This window comes from Acinetobacter sp. SH024, assembly GCF_000163635.1.
In the GTDB taxonomy this organism is placed as follows: domain Bacteria; phylum Pseudomonadota; class Gammaproteobacteria; order Pseudomonadales; family Moraxellaceae; genus Acinetobacter; species Acinetobacter pittii.
This window is the reverse complement of sequence record NZ_GG753601.1, coordinates 411,811-426,772: the sequence shown is the minus strand read 5'-3', so window position 1 is coordinate 426,772 and position 14,962 is coordinate 411,811. Positions and strand designations below refer to the sequence as shown.

15 protein-coding genes and 1 tRNA gene are annotated in these 14,962 nt (G+C 39.2%); 12 read left to right on the top strand and 4 right to left on the bottom strand.

Annotated elements, in window-relative coordinates:
* Positions 1 to 45: 45 nt before the first annotated feature.
* From HMPREF0013_RS14635 to HMPREF0013_RS14590, 10 genes are all read left to right on the top strand, one after another.
* Positions 46 to 372, top strand: a complete 327-nt coding sequence (locus HMPREF0013_RS14635) for a hypothetical protein (protein ID WP_005803675.1) — start codon at positions 46 to 48, stop codon at positions 370 to 372.
* Between the two features lie 8 nt (positions 373 to 380).
* A complete protein-coding gene (locus tag HMPREF0013_RS14630) occupies positions 381 to 626 on the top strand; it encodes a hypothetical protein (protein ID WP_005803673.1) in 246 nt (81 codons plus the stop codon).
* A 66-nt stretch (positions 627 to 692) separates the two neighbouring features.
* On the top strand, positions 693 to 4,220 hold the full coding sequence (locus tag HMPREF0013_RS14625; RefSeq protein WP_005803671.1) for a hypothetical protein: 3,528 nt from the start codon (positions 693 to 695) through the stop codon (positions 4,218 to 4,220).
* A gap of 61 nt (positions 4,221 to 4,281) precedes the next feature.
* Positions 4,282 to 4,596, top strand: a complete 315-nt coding sequence (locus tag HMPREF0013_RS14620) for a hypothetical protein (RefSeq protein WP_005803669.1) — start codon at positions 4,282 to 4,284, stop codon at positions 4,594 to 4,596.
* A gap of 2 nt (positions 4,597 to 4,598) precedes the next feature.
* Entirely contained in the window at positions 4,599 to 6,254 is a 1,656-nt protein-coding gene (gene terL, locus HMPREF0013_RS14615; RefSeq protein ID WP_005803667.1) for a phage terminase large subunit, read from the top strand.
* Between the two features lie 9 nt (positions 6,255 to 6,263).
* The gene (locus tag HMPREF0013_RS14610; RefSeq protein WP_005803665.1) at positions 6,264 to 8,660 is read left to right on the top strand and encodes a hypothetical protein; all 2,397 of its coding nucleotides are present in this window, start codon (positions 6,264 to 6,266) and stop codon (positions 8,658 to 8,660) included.
* Positions 8,661 to 8,817: 157 nt separating this feature from the next.
* Positions 8,818 to 9,174, top strand: coding sequence for a hypothetical protein (locus HMPREF0013_RS14605; RefSeq protein WP_000138205.1), 357 nt, complete (start codon positions 8,818 to 8,820; stop codon positions 9,172 to 9,174).
* Positions 9,171 to 9,389 (top strand): hypothetical protein, encoded by a 219-nt coding sequence (locus HMPREF0013_RS14600; protein WP_001083663.1) that lies wholly within the window; start codon positions 9,171 to 9,173, stop codon positions 9,387 to 9,389. Before HMPREF0013_RS14605 ends, HMPREF0013_RS14600 begins: the two co-directional genes overlap by 4 nt.
* On the top strand, positions 9,379 to 9,933 hold the full coding sequence (locus tag HMPREF0013_RS14595; RefSeq protein WP_025464123.1) for a lysozyme: 555 nt from the start codon (positions 9,379 to 9,381) through the stop codon (positions 9,931 to 9,933). The genes HMPREF0013_RS14600 and HMPREF0013_RS14595 overlap by 11 nt, the downstream gene beginning before the upstream one ends.
* Before the next feature lie 124 nt (positions 9,934 to 10,057).
* On the top strand, positions 10,058 to 10,255 hold the full coding sequence (locus tag HMPREF0013_RS14590; protein WP_000084539.1) for a hypothetical protein: 198 nt from the start codon (positions 10,058 to 10,060) through the stop codon (positions 10,253 to 10,255).
* Positions 10,256 to 10,329: 74 nt separating this feature from the next.
* On the opposite strand, the gene HMPREF0013_RS14585 is transcribed toward HMPREF0013_RS14590, so the two are convergent.
* The 3 genes from HMPREF0013_RS14585 to HMPREF0013_RS14575 form a co-directional block, all read right to left on the bottom strand.
* Positions 10,330 to 10,406 (bottom strand) — tRNA-Arg (locus tag HMPREF0013_RS14585).
* A gap of 101 nt (positions 10,407 to 10,507) precedes the next feature.
* Positions 10,508 to 11,137, bottom strand: coding sequence for a hypothetical protein (locus HMPREF0013_RS14580; RefSeq protein ID WP_005803659.1), 630 nt, complete (start codon positions 11,135 to 11,137; stop codon positions 10,508 to 10,510).
* 144 nt (positions 11,138 to 11,281) lie between these two features.
* The gene (locus tag HMPREF0013_RS14575; protein WP_002118253.1) at positions 11,282 to 11,968 is read right to left on the bottom strand and encodes a putative quorum-sensing-regulated virulence factor; all 687 of its coding nucleotides are present in this window, start codon (positions 11,966 to 11,968) and stop codon (positions 11,282 to 11,284) included.
* A 248-nt stretch (positions 11,969 to 12,216) separates the two neighbouring features.
* Here HMPREF0013_RS14575 and HMPREF0013_RS14570 point away from each other — a divergent pair, with 248 nt between their 5' ends.
* Positions 12,217 to 13,446 (top strand): alpha/beta hydrolase, encoded by a 1,230-nt coding sequence (locus HMPREF0013_RS14570; protein ID WP_002118250.1) that lies wholly within the window; start codon positions 12,217 to 12,219, stop codon positions 13,444 to 13,446.
* Positions 13,447 to 13,469: 23 nt separating this feature from the next.
* On the opposite strand, the gene HMPREF0013_RS24590 is transcribed toward HMPREF0013_RS14570, so the two are convergent.
* Positions 13,470 to 13,631: a hypothetical protein gene (locus tag HMPREF0013_RS24590; protein WP_002118133.1), complete on the bottom strand. Its 162-nt coding sequence runs from the start codon at positions 13,629 to 13,631 to the stop codon at positions 13,470 to 13,472.
* A 60-nt stretch (positions 13,632 to 13,691) separates the two neighbouring features.
* Between HMPREF0013_RS24590 and glyA the strand changes: the two genes are divergently transcribed.
* On the top strand, positions 13,692 to 14,945 hold the full coding sequence (gene glyA, locus HMPREF0013_RS14565; protein ID WP_002118126.1) for a serine hydroxymethyltransferase: 1,254 nt from the start codon (positions 13,692 to 13,694) through the stop codon (positions 14,943 to 14,945).
* Positions 14,946 to 14,962: the final 17 nt, after the last annotated feature.

The window sequence follows — 14,962 nt, the reverse complement described above, 5'->3', positions numbered from 1 at the left end:
ACAGTTGCCACCCCCATAATCAGGTTTTTGATAGAGGTATCAAAGATGTATCAGACAGAAAAAATACATAAATTTGGTGGCATAAATAAGTTAAAAGATGCAATCAAAACCAAGTTACTTGATGATGTGTACTGTTGGGAAACTGAGAAGTGGTATACACAAAGATATTGGAATGAAGTGGCAGATAAGAATCTGACAGGAATTACATTGTCGGAACTAATGACTGGCACGCCTCTTGACGCAACACATTATGCCGGCCCTTTATTCAATAAGATGGATGAAGGTGGCCGTGTATTCGAATGGGTGCCAAGCCAAAATAGATGGCTGTATGTAGGGCGCCATCCTAATGCAAAAATTAATCCAATATTGTAGGTGTACTTATGAACATTGAAGAAATTAAAGATAAACTAATCGAGCAAAAAAACAATTTCCTTGATGAAAAGCATTTAGATTGGTATACCGAGACCTATATTAGAAATTATCCTGAATTTCTTGAAATGGATTATCAAAATGCAATTAATTTAGCTCAAGAAAGTTTCAAAGATGATCCAGAGTGGTTAAATAATTTTAATGTAGAGATGCAGAAAGCTTATCAGAATGCTAAGCAATATTTAGAATTAAGTTAATTCCATTACCCAACAAAACCCCACAAATTAAATGCTCAGATAGCTAAAACTATTTGGGCATTTTTTATGAAAGAACAATGCAAACAAGCGGTAGCTAAAGCACTTGGCAAGCAATCCCTTACAGCTCAAGAAGCAACGGATATTGAAGCACGTATTAATGAAACGATGCGTAATCTTGCACGCAAAGATATTAATAACTGGCGTAACCTTTCCGATGCTGAAAAATTAACTGAGGCAGCAAAGCAAGTTGCTATCGATATTCAAGAACAGTTGAAGCGCAAACATAAAATTGCTGCTCAAGATATTTTAAAACAATCGCAAAACATCGCAGCTTTAGACCATGGCAAACTATCGTCAATGGAAGTCATAGACCGTATGGTTGCGGCTCATGGTGATATGTCTGGCATCCAGTCAATTGATTCAAAAGCACGTGGTATTGCTGCTATCTATCGCGGTGAGCTGGTGGACTTCTACACCAATATTAAGGGTGGCTTAGGGATTTTCACAGATCAAGAATTGGTGCAAAAAATTGTTCGTGAGCGCTTTGGGGAAAGCACAGGAGACGCATTAGCCAAGAAAATTAGTGACAAGATGGGTGATGTTTTTGAAACAATGCGTGACCGCTTTAACCGGAACGGGGGCGACATTGGGAAGCTGGATAATTGGGGACTACCTCAAACTCACAACTTAGAAAAAATTGCTCAGGCTGGTAAACAAGCATGGGTTAGCAAAGCTGAATCATTAATTGATACCCGTCAATATGTGCATGAGAACGGCGATTACTACTCACAGCAAGAAATACGCTCATTGCTTGAATATACCTATGACACCTTATCAAGTGATGGTGCAAATAAAATTGAGGTAGGACGACAAGCTACGGGCGGCGGTACGTCCAAAGTGACTAATCGTCATGGTGAAAGTCGTGTATTGCATTTTAAAGATGCTGAATCATGGCTTGAATATCAATCTGATTTCGGCGGCATGCAATTTGTTGATCTGGTTGAAGCTCACATTAATGGCTTATCGAAAGATATTGCCATGGTTGAGAACTTAGGTAGTAATCCAAAAACAGCTTTAAAAATTTTGATGGATGCCGCAGCCAAAAAGGACTGGGAAAAGGGGATTGAAGAAAACCAGACCAAGAGCAGCCGCAAACGTGCTCAGGTTATGTTTGATGAACTTAGCGGTGGTAATACTCCACAATCACAAGTTTTAGCAAATCTTGGTATTGCTTATCGCTCAATGAATGTAGCTTCAATGTTAGGAGGCACCACAATTGCATCACTGGCAGATCAAGCAACTATTGCTAAAAATGCTAGTGTGCATAACGTGTCTTACCGTAAAGCTTTTGGTGGACTAATCGAACAGCTTAACCCAGCCAATAAAGCAGATCGGGAGCAAGCACATAGTTTAGGATTGGCTACTGAGGAAATGTTAGGCTCGATTGCGCGCTGGTCAGATGATGGGCTTACATCAACTTATGGTAAATCTGAAAAATTAGCACGTATATCAAGCGGGGTTGCTACCCAAGTAATGCGGGTATCATTCCTCAATGCATTAACATCGGCATCTAAAGTTGGGTTCACTAAGTTGCTAATGGAGAAATACGGCCGCTTAAGCCGTTCTAAAGCTTGGAATGACCTAGATGTGCAAGACCGTGAATTGCTTTCAAACACTGGTTTAGATGAGCGAGCATGGCAGGTTTTCCAATTAGCTGAACCAGTCGTGGACCGCAAAGGTAATCAACTCATGTCAGCGCGTTCTATCTATGAAATTCCTGACGATAAACTTCTAGCCGCAATGGATAAGGATGTTAATCAGCTGGTGAGTGGTATAAATGATCAGATCAAAGAACTGAATGATCGAAATGCATTAGATGATCAGCGTATTTTGAATCGTGAGCAAAAGCTAGATGATGTTAAGCGTAGTCTTTCACAGCGCTTGCTTGATTATGCAAACAGGAAGGATTTACAAGCGCAGGCAGAAAAGCAGGCGCTACAGGATCGAATGGATCTGCTTGATGCACAGAAAGAGGCCGCAGCAGCTCAAGCTGATATGAATGCTTATATCCGTACAATTGAAAATCAGGAAGATCTGAAAGGTTTTATTGATGGCATTACGCAAGGCAAGACCATTGACAACCTGACAGACAAGGCAAAAAAACTAGGACGTACACTAGAGAGCCTAAACAATAGAGTGGAGCTAAAAGCCACTAAATTGAATGAAAAGATCAAAGGTTTTGAAAAAGAGATTCAAGGTAAGTTTTCAGACTTCAATGACCTTTTAGGTAAGCGCCAGAAGTTTTCTAAAGAAAAACTGGCAGTGTATGAAGATAAGTTATCAGAGCGTTTGAATCGGTATGCAACGCGCCGCGATGTAAAAGCACAGCGTGAATTTGAAGCGCTAAACGAATTAAAAGAATTAGTGGGCTTGAAACAGCAACAGCTTGAGACTGATTTTGAAATCAAAAAAGCAGTTGAACAGACGAGAATTAAAGGTAAGACAGATAAAAAAATTGATTCGTCTGTCGCTCGGAACACTCGCAGAAACTATAAAAGCGGTGAGGATCTAGGCCGTCGTTTGGGTAATGCTGAAAGAAGAATGACGGAGATGCGTGCAAAAATGCGCGCAGCTGATAGCAGTGCAAATAAGTCTATTAATCAGAAGTTCAAGGATTTAGATAAACGCGTAAATGCCTTAGATGATGAGTTTGTTGAATATCAGGCGAAAGTGGCAGAACGTCAAGCTAAGCGTCAGTATGTTATGGATAAGCTTGCAAACAGTATTGATGGGGAGAAAAAATTATTAGCACAAAAGATCCGTGACGAAGTGGCCTCACAACTTCAAGCACACTTGCTAGATGAGCAGGGAATGGCCGTAATTGAGGCAGGGCTTCGTGAACGTACATGGATGACTGTAGGCGCAAAGGGAACTATCACAGGGGAGGTATTTAAAGGCTTAATGCAATTTAAATCATTCTCGGCTTCGTTCTTGATGCGACAAGGAAGTCGCGCAATGGCTCAAGAAGGCTTAAAAGGCAAGGCAGCATATGCGATACCACTTATGGTCAGTATGACGTTGCTAGGTGGTTTGGTCGTACAACTACGTGAAATCCTAAATGGTAACGACCCACAAACAATTTATGATAGTAATGATCCTAAAAAGGCTACAAGCTTCTTTATGCGCTCACTAGTTGCTGGTGGTGGCTTGCCTGTCCTTGGTGACATTCTTGTAGCTGGTACAGATACTTCTGGTCGTGATGCAAACTCGTTTGTTTCCGGCCCACTTGGTAGTGATTTCACTAGCCTTTTAGGCTTAACGGTTGGCAACTTAACTCAGTACAATGAAGGCAAGGACACCAATTTTGGCAATGAAGCTTTCAAATTTGTGAAAGGCAAAATTCCTGCACAGAACTTGTGGTATACAAAAGCAGCCATTAACCGTATGGTATTTGATGAAATGCAAGACACTATTGCACCCGGCTATCGTGAGAAGGCTTTACGCAAAGCAGAAAGACAACAAGATCGTGAGCGTTTCTGGGGTGATGATATTACGGATATTAGATCGCCTGACTTTGAGCGTGTAGTCCAGTAAACCGCCCAACATACCACTACATAAGCCCTTGTATATATGAACTATATGCGAGGGCTTTTTTATGCGTGATGATCAAACAAAAGAGTTAGAAGAACTCACTGAGAAAATGACTGATGACCTTATTCAAATTGCATATGCAGCAAGTGAATGTGGTTTTGAAACACCTGAGGATCGTGGCAATAAAGTATGGCTCTACAAGGGGCTGAACCAATGCGCCTCAGCTATCACAAAAGTTGAGCAAGTTCTTGCATATCGTAGAGGAACATTGCCGCCTGCAAGTACAGATGAAGAAACACAAAGAAAATATGAGGAAAATTTAAAAAATAAAGCTAAGGCTCTTATTCAAAGTGTAAAAGCTAAGGCAAATTATAGTTAATTATGAAAGCATCTTTTGCTGAATTCTATGTTCTTTGGGATGAATACTTAGGGCGGGAAACGCCCTTATTCCACATTGAAACATGTGAATGGATGGAAAATCTATCTGATGAAGTTGATAACCTTCTCATGCTTCCACGTGGGCATAATAAATCAGGGATAGTAACTGTATTTAATGCTTGGCGCTTCTATCGTGATGTTGATGATTTAGTACTACATCAAGGAGCAACAAATATTGATGCTCTTAAGTGTAGTCGTGCAGTAGTTCGTATTCTTGCCAATCACCCACTTTGTAAACTTAATAATGTAAAGAAATCTCATGGTGGTGTCATTAAATGGTGGGTAGAAGGCTCTAACGATGAACAGTATGGCTCTATGTATGCGCGAGGCATTTTATCAAGCGTAACTGGACAACGTGCCAAACACATCCAAAACGATGACGTAGAAGTGCAGAAGAACGTAGCCACAGAAGAAAATCGAGAAAAATTAAAACATAGCCTTACAGAGCAGACCCATATTTTAGTTCCTGGTGGAACAAGTCTATTTATTGGGACTCCACACAGCTATGAGTCAATCTATAAAGAAATGATTGAGGCTGGGGCAAACTGCTTTATTAGAAGGATGTTTGAACATGAATATCGAATAGAGGGGCGAAGAGAAGCAGTTCTAAACTTCTATCCTGAATATGTTTTTAGTGGCATTCATAAATATAGTAAGTGCCTAGAAGAGAATAAGCACTACACAATAGAAAAACATGGCAATGGCTATAAAGTAACACTTCTTGATGACTATTCATTTGTTGACTTTTATGCCAAAGCACTATGGCCTGAACGCTTCACTAAACAGGAAATGACAAAACGACGTAAAAAGTGTCGAACTATCAATGAATGGGATTCACAATACCAACTACATGCTAAGCCTATTGGTGATGTTCGTCTTGATCCTGACAAGTTGATCCCATATGACTGTGAACCAACTTTAAAATATGCCAATGGCGTTGCATTAATGATGTTAGGCAATGTCAGAATTGCTTCTGCTTCTCTACGTGTTGATCCATCTGAAGGGAAGAAAGATTCAGATATCTCATCTGTTGCACTAATTCTTCATGATGAACAAGGCCGAATGTACTGGCATAGATCTATTAGCCTGAAAGGAGAAGTGGGTCCTACGGATGAATCAGGCCACAACATTATAGGTGGACAGGTCTATCAATTAGTTCAACTAATTAAAGAGTTTTACATTACTAGAGTGACGGTTGAAACAAATGGTGTAGGTGGATTTTTCCCAAGTGTTCTAAAGAGTTGCCTCAAACAACAAGGTGTTAGATGTGGTGTAACTGAAATAAAAGAAACTAAGAATAAAAACCTAAGGATTTTAGGAGCTATTGAAGGCCCATTAAATTCGGGTGTTCTATGGGCTCATGTATCAGTTTTATATGATCCAGATAAGCCAGAAGATGATAGTTTTGAAGTTCGTATTATGCGCTCATGGAATCCAGCAGTTACGAACCAGATTGATGATCCATTAGATTCATTAGCAGGTGCAATATCTGATGAACCTATACGCATAGGTAAATTACACAACAAAGATGAGTATAAAGAAACGCCTAATTGGAGAACAAACGGTGGCGTATACGAAGCCACAGTAGACTTTGATTAGGGGTAGGCTATGGCAGTACCAGAACAGACGCCATTTATAGAATATACAGCGAATGGAACTACTACAGTTTTCCCACTTCCATTCCAGTGTGATAAAGCAGAGTACTTAATTGTAAACCTAGACGGGAATGAAGCTCCTGTAGGCTCTTGGACTTTAACGAATGGTTCAGTAGCTTTTAATACTGCACCTTCTAATGGTGTGCTCATTACAATTGAAAGAAACACTCCTTTCCGAAGAACAACAGAGTATCAGTCTTATAACAATTCTTTCCGCCCAGCACCTGTAAATAAAGACTTTGATTTAATCTGGTGGAAACTTCAAGAGCTTGGTTATCGTGATCAAGTTATCTGGCTCGCTTTAGTTAAAGAGATTGCTGATCGTATTGCAGGTGATACCAATCTACAAAACCAAATAAATACGATTGACGATTGGCTAGAGAACCTACAACAAAACGTAAATGAAAATACAAGTGATATTGCTCAATTAGTAAATGATCTTTCAAAAGAAATTGCCGACCGTATTAAAGGCGATCAAATTCTAAAAGATATGTTCCTCTCTATGATTGATGAAGCAATCAATGACGGAACTATCAATGCTTTAGCAATTACTCATCTTGATTCATTGGAAGCCTTAGAAGGTGTTACTAATGTATGGGACGGGCGCACGATTTATGTAAAAGATTTGGGCAACTATCGTTACGACGCATTAACTACAACTTGGGTAAAAGCCTATCAAGATGCTGATAATGTCAAAGATGGTGCGAAAACACAGAAAATTATTAACGATTTAAATATTCAAGTTGTTAAATCGAAAAGTGCACTTGAAGTATTAAAGCCGCGAATAGATGGCCAAGTTGTTTTGATGACTGGTTATCATGAAAATCAATTCCAAGGTGGAGATCATTTTAAATACGATAAAAATCAATCAGCCGTAAATAATGGTGTAACAATTATAAACGGCTGGGTTAAGCAATTCTTCAATACTGAATTGACTGTATCTGCATGCGGTGCAAAATTTACAGATACAGATCATTCAGCATCATTAGCAACAGGGGTTTCATTTGCTACTTCTTTGAAAAGAAAGTTGGTTATTGATTTTGATTTAAATGTTTCAAAAACTACAGAAATTAATGCAACATTGAATATTGAAGGTAACGGGGCTGCTGTTCAGCATTCAAGAAGTATTACAGCATCAGCTGATATACCAATTTTTACAGTTAAAGCAGGCTTTAGTTCAGAGTCTTCAAGATTTACAAATCTAATGTTCAAGGCGTCTACTGGGGGTACAGCAACAGCGTTTAGAAGTACAGATAATGGCTACTTATCACAATGTACGTTTGATCATTGTGTGTTTGATCGATCTTTGAGATATGGAATAGATGCAAATATTATTCTATGTGACTTTCAAAAATGTGATTTTGGAACATATCAATCTGCTATTAATAGTGTTGGTTTCAAAGCTATAAGATGTCAGGGAGTCGTCGGTACAAGAGAACCAAATGCCAATACATTTTATAACTGTATTTTTAGACGTGGTAATGACGACTACATGATTGAATGGGATTCTTATGGCGCCCAATGGCATTTTTTTGCTTGTGATTTTGAACAAAATGACTGTACAAAAGCGATTATTAATTGCACCGCAGCCAGCCCAATTATGTTTGTCGGCGGGTATATCGAATCAAATGAGACGACACCCTATTTCATAAAAACCAATGGCAATTCTGCAACTGGTTTCGTACCTTTGATTACTTTTCAGAGCGTACATTTCAATCAGCCAGCACTTACAGCAATTGCAAAAAACACGATGGCCAATTATCCAAAATATAAATTTGAGGGGTGTTATGGCCAGCTTGGGTGTGCTCTGTGGGAAAGCAGCACGGGCGTTTTGAATGATATTACTTTGTTATCGAGCTCATTTGGTAATCATTTCACTTTGATTTCGGGTGGAAGCATCGGAAACATTCATACTGAGACTTATCCCTCTGGTTACAATCATTATTTGTCAAGAAACTATGTAGACACGAGCGTTAAAAGAATCTCTAAATTGCAACAGACAATTTCGTCAGGGCAAGCAAAGAGTATTTGCACATTAGCAAATAAAGATAAAAATAACTCGTACAGTTACGGTGGGTTTATCAATGTGTTTGCGGTTTTTGGTAATAGTCTAGATGCTTCTGGATCATCAGCTACTTACAATCTTATTGTAAACAAAGGCTCGAGCGGGCAAATAGTTACAGTAATATCAAAAGCTGGGGACACTGAAGGGAATACGAGCGGACATCCCTCATTCTCGTTTTCACTTGCAAATAATATTTTATCTGTAACACCCATTGGAAGTTCGGGTAATCCGTCTTTCTTTGCATCATTCTTTATTGAAGCAACGGGTAATTTAAGCGTTTCATAACACAACAAATCACCACAAGCCCTAGCTTTTAATAAGTTAGGGATTTTTAATGCCGAAACTGGCAATATATCTTTATTAAAATCACACAACAAACCACCGTAAGCCCTTTGCTTCAATAGCTTAGGGCTTTTTTATTGCCTAACATTAGGGGGAAGGCATGACTGAAAATGAATCATATGGGTTGAGATTTGAAAAGAAAATCGACTCCATTCAGAGTGATATTCGCATGTTGTCAGATCATGTTACTCGACTGACTTTCATTAATGAAGCGCACAAAGAGACTAGCGAACAGAACAAAAAGGATATAGATACATTGGACATCAAAGTCGCCAATTTAGAAAACCGCACAGCAGCACAAGATGGTGGAATTTCTGTGCTGCGTGTACTGCTTGGCATCTTTGCAGGAATCGTATTTTCATTGTGTGCGTGGGTTGGATCTTCAATTATTCAATTAAGCCAAGATCAATCTTTAATTAAAGAAAAAGTATCACGGTTGGAGGAAGCAAAAAGATGAACAGTGAAAATACTCGCGCATATCTAGCTTTCGCATTAGTGGGACTGATGTTTGTTTTAGTGATTGCTTTATTTTTTGTGGATATGCCGCGAGAAAACAGCAATCTGATCAATACGGCATTGGGTTTTATTGCAGGGGCTATGACAACTGCATGTGGGTTTTATTTTGGTAGCTCTGAGTTAGAGAAAAAGAAAGGTGAATCCAATGACAACTAAACCATTTTTCGACGCTGCCCGAGTAATTGCTGGTGGAAAACTCACACAAGCACAAGTAGACGATTTAAATAAGATGGTCGACAAGCTTGCACCAGGTGGAAAAACCACAAGTGATGTTGGCGTTGACCTAATTTCTAGTTTTGAAGGCACACAATTCACAGCCTATGACGATGGTGTGGGCATCTGGACCATTGGTACTGGCACCACAGTTTATCCAAATGGCGTGAAAGTCAAGAAGGGCGATACTTGCACACCTGAGCAAGCAAAAGTCTACTTTAAACACGACTTAGCTAAATTTGAAAAGACTGTAAATGAATCGGTTAGTGTACCTTTATCTCAAAACCAATTTGATGCTTTGGTATCGCTGGCTTACAACATTGGTTCAGGTGCTTTTAAGGGATCGACTTTATTAAAGTTGCTTAACAAAGGTGACTACAAAGGCGCTGCCGATCAATTCCTAGTTTGGAACAAAGCAGGTGGCAAAGTTATGAAGGGCCTAGTTCGTCGCCGAGAAGCAGAGCGAGCACTCTTTTTAAAGAAGTAACTTATATGTGTCAGCGTACTAAAATTGCATCGATCATCACATTGCTGTGCATCCTTTTCTCTGGTTGCACAGCTCACACTATTAATAGTAATGTGAACGTCTCGATTTGTGTAAGGGCCTTGTGATGTCGCAAGTCATGATCATGGTTTCGGAAGCGGGCAGAATGGAAAATACTTGCAATCTGCCCGCTGATTTAGATAAGAACGGGAATGTTCTTAAAATCTATGACTACTCATTAAAAGAGTTGCCGATTAATTTGGATGGAACTGTCACTTACAACGGTAAAAGATGGACCTTTGATAAGAAGCAAAATTACCTCTAAACCTGTGGATAAATAGCGCATTACGCCAAATATACGCCAAAATATATATAAGTTATTGATTTTATAAAATAGATTGGTGCGCCCGGCGGGGATCGAACCCACGACCCCAGGCTTCGGAAACCTGTACTCTATCCAACTGAGCTACGAGCGCACATGTGTGGGCCACATCATAGGAAAAAAACACCAATAGGTAAAGCACGAAATAGGTAACAAGTGAGTTTAATGCTTAATTAAACAGCAGCTTGTTGTTTTTTAGATGCGTTGTTGAATAAATTGAATTGAATAATTAATAGAATGAAGCGTATGTGCTAGTTCATTAGAGGGAATACGCGACTCCTGTAAGCTGGTAATCCATTGCATTTGGCACACTTTAAGCTCTTGAAGCGTTTTTATTTGCTCTATTTTCTGAATAAGTGGTTTTGCCATAAGCCCACAATATTGACTCAAGGTTTGCTTCATCAACTGTTGTATTTCTTCAAAAGAGAGCTGTTGAACTCGAATTGGTGGCTGGGTAATTTCAGTAGGTGAAAGTTGAAAAGATGATGATTGAGTAACCTGAATTTCTCCAACTATATCGCCACTTTTATTATCATCAATAGTATTTTTTTGATGAGCTTCTATTGCAGTTACGGATGATTGTGGGAAAGATATTTGTTCATTTAATTCTGAATAATTTTCGCCAGAAGGAGCAATGAGTTTTAAGTCGATAAGCTGTTGAATAAGCTCTGGAGATGCAATACGTTTTTTAAATTCGCTATTTAAATTTTGAAAATCTTCGTGATCTATTAATAGCAGTAAACGTCTTTGTTTTGCATTTAAAGTAATGTTGCGTTGTTGAAGCGCGACTCTTCCTAAATTGGTTCGATAAAAACCAGCCATCATTTTTCCCCAAATAAAAAATAAATCAGACTGTTCAATTTTCTCAGTTGAACAGTACTGTTTTTAATAAAATATAAATGGGGTTAACCATAAAACTCAAGAATGACAATATGATGAAGAATTGATGAATATCATCTATTTAAGACTTTAAAATGCGCCTTCTAACGCTTTACGTAAATAGACGTCAAGTTCATCTTGGCGTAATAACCATTGAATATAGTCTTTAGGAAGTTCAGCAATTGCTGTGCCTTTATGCTTACCAAAATTAATAGTCGTAGGGATACGTGCTTCTTCAGAAACTCGGTAAAGCTCTTCAATGTCTTGAATATTTAAATGATAGACAATATGCATCAAAATATTAGCAGTCAAAATAATATCTGCATCGGCACGGTGTGCGCCTTTGAGCAATTCTCGAGCTTTACTGCTGCCTTGAGAAATCATATAGATGAGTGCAGAAATATTATGCGCTTCTGCATCAGGCCAAGTTTTGCGCGCTAAAGCTAGTGTACAAATCGGTTTGATATTCGACACATCCACACCACAACGAGCAATCGCGGCAATATCGTAATCAATATTGTGACCAATAATATAAGTGGTAGTCTCTGGCAATTTAAAAGTTTTATAGTGGGGCTGGTTTTCTAAATCTGACTCTAATATATGGTGTACTGCCATAGCCGCGTAAGAGATAGGTGTACCAACCTGATAAAGTTGATCAAATAATTTGCTTTTATCTAAGGTGAGCTTGCCTGCATTAATCTCAATCGGGGCATACGCAATTTCAATTGGCAAACCATTTAGTGTATGTGTTTCTGTATCTAAAATAATGGTTTGCATAACTGGCCCTTTAATCAATCACGAGTAATCAAGAATGTTAACAGTTGGCTACCCACTTTAAAACATGAAGTGAGGCCTGAGAGTAGCGAGAACGTTAATTTATTTTAAAAATAGAGTTTTCTGAGATTGATTTCATCCAATAGAACTTGCGGAAAATAAAGATTAGGCGTAAATATTTTAAGACATTAGGAAATGTTGATTAAAAAACTAAAGCAAAACAAAAATGGAATTTAAGGGAAGATATACCAATGAAAATGAACCTATTAATGACGAGCGTTCTGAGCACGAGTTTATTTTTAGTCGCTTGTGGAGGAGGGAGTAGTGATGATGGCCCAGCTCCTACTAATCCATCAGGGACACCAACCAATAATATTCAAAATCCAGTGGTTAAGGTCGAGGCTTACACAAGCACCAACTTAGGAACAGTTGCCGCAGAAAGTAGTATTTTGACTTATAAAATGTTGGGTCAAAGTGGTCAAGAAGTGCAGGCAACCAGTTTGGTATTTACACCAAATACTCCACCACCAGTAGGCGGTTGGCCAATTGTGGTTTGGGCCCATGGCACTACGGGTGTGGCAGATGCTTGCGCACCAAGTAAAGCAGCTTTAGCAGAAAGTACAAAAGATTTAATTAGTAAATTACTAGCCGCAGGTTATGTTGTGGTCGCACCTGACTATGAGGGTTTAGGTACACCAGGCATACATCCTTTTTTAAATGTTAAAAGTGAGGCTTTTTCAATTACAGATGCGGTGGTTGCAACACGCAATTATTTATTACAGCGTAACTTATTAACTTCAAAAAAATGGTTAACAGTAGGACATTCACAAGGGGGGCATGCTGCATTAGGTGCTGCACAATATGCGAGTCGTGCACAACTAGACTATAAAGGTACAGTAGCGGTAGCACCTGCTTCTAATCTAGGGGGTATTTTAGTAGATGGAGAGGCGCAAGTTGCGAATGCACCGATAGATATTAAAATTGCAACCTATGCACAGCTTGATACATATACAGCTTTGGTTACAGCTGGCATTCGCAACACACAACCTGCCTTTAATTATTCACAAGTATTTACTTCACAAATTTCAAGTATTGCCGCACAAGCAGAAAACCTTTGTTCAGGACCATTGTATGGAGCCTTTTATGAGGGTATGACTAAGTATGCTACAGATCATAATGGAACACTGGACGGGTATACACGCACACAACCTAACTTTATGGCTGTTCAGCTAGTTAAAACATTTTTAGATAAAGATTCGCAGCCCTTACAAGTAAAAGTCACGACACCGATTATTATTTATCAGGGGGTAGCTGATACAACTGTTCCAAAAGTAGCTACTGATATTTTGATATCTAATGCCACTGTCGTAGGCACTAAAATTAATAGCTATGTGACGGGTAACTGGGATCATGGCACGGTGATGAGCAGTAATGTAGATAATATTGTTGGAAATGTTCAGTCTTTACTGGCAGCTCAATAGAGTTATTGATATTTAAAGACTTTTTAATATTGTTGTAAGCTAAAATTAACGATGGATAAATTTAAAATATAAGCTTTAAACGAGCTTTTTATTTGATTTATAAACAATGGCTCATTTTTTATAAAACTTGAGCCATTTTTATTTAAAACTGAGCTAACTTCATTCTGTTTAATTATAAAGTTCATGCTACAATATGCCGCAATCTTAGCACGGCTTAAAAGCCCTAATTTATAGGACCCCCGCTAATGTTTGCCAATATTTCCATTTCTGAATTTGATCCAGAATTAGCTCAAGCAATTGCTTCTGAAGGTGAGCGTCAAGAAGCACATATCGAGTTAATTGCATCTGAAAACTATTGCTCTCCTGCTGTGATGGAAGCGCAAGGATCAAAACTTACGAACAAATATGCAGAAGGTTATCCAGGCAAACGCTATTATGGCGGTTGCGAGTATGTGGATATCATCGAGCAAATGGCGATTGATCGTGCTAAAGAACTTTTTGGTGCAGATTACGCAAACGTTCAACCACACGCTGGTTCACAAGCTAACTCTGCTGTTTATTTAGCGCTTCTTAACCCGGGCGATACAGTTTTAGGTATGAGCTTGGCTCACGGTGGTCACTTGACTCACGGTGCAAAAGTAAGCTTCTCTGGTAAAACTTATAATGCAGTTCAATACGGTCTAAACGCTGAAACTGGCGAGATCGATTACGAAGAAGTTGAACGTTTAGCGTTAGAGCACAAGCCACGTATGATCGTTGCTGGTTTCTCTGCTTATAGCCGTGTTGTAGATTGGCAACGTTTCCGTGACATCGCGGACAAAGTTGGCGCTTACCTTTTTGTTGATATGGCTCACGTTGCAGGTCTTGTTGCTGCTGGTGTATATCCAAACCCAGTTCAAATTGCTGACGTAACAACGACGACGACTCACAAAACACTTCGTGGTCCACGTTCTGGTTTAATCCTTGCGAAAGCGAATGAAGAAATCGAGAAAAAACTTCAATCAGCTGTATTCCCTGGTAACCAAGGTGGTCCATTAATGCATGCGATTGCTGCTAAAGCAATCTGCTTCAAAGAAGCTATGTCTGATGACTTCAAAGCTTACCAACAACAAGTTGTGAAAAATGCTCAAGCTATGGCTGAAGTATTCATCGCTCGTGGTTATGATGTTGTTTCTGGCGGTACAGACAACCACTTGTTCTTGTTATCTTTAATCAAGCAAGATGTAACTGGTAAAGATGCAGATGCTTGGTTAGGTGCTGCTCACATTACTGTGAACAAAAACTCAGTTCCAAATGACCCACGTTCTCCATTCGTGACTTCTGGTATCCGTATCGGTACTCCAGCGGTAACAACTCGTGGTTTCGGTGAAGCTGAAGTTCGTGAACTTGCTGGTTGGATCGCTGACGTGATTGACAGCAAAGGTGACGAAAAAGTTATTGCTGACGTAAAAGCGAAAGTTGAAACTGTTTGTGCAAAATTCCCTGTATACGCACAATAAGTTGTAAATATAAAAAA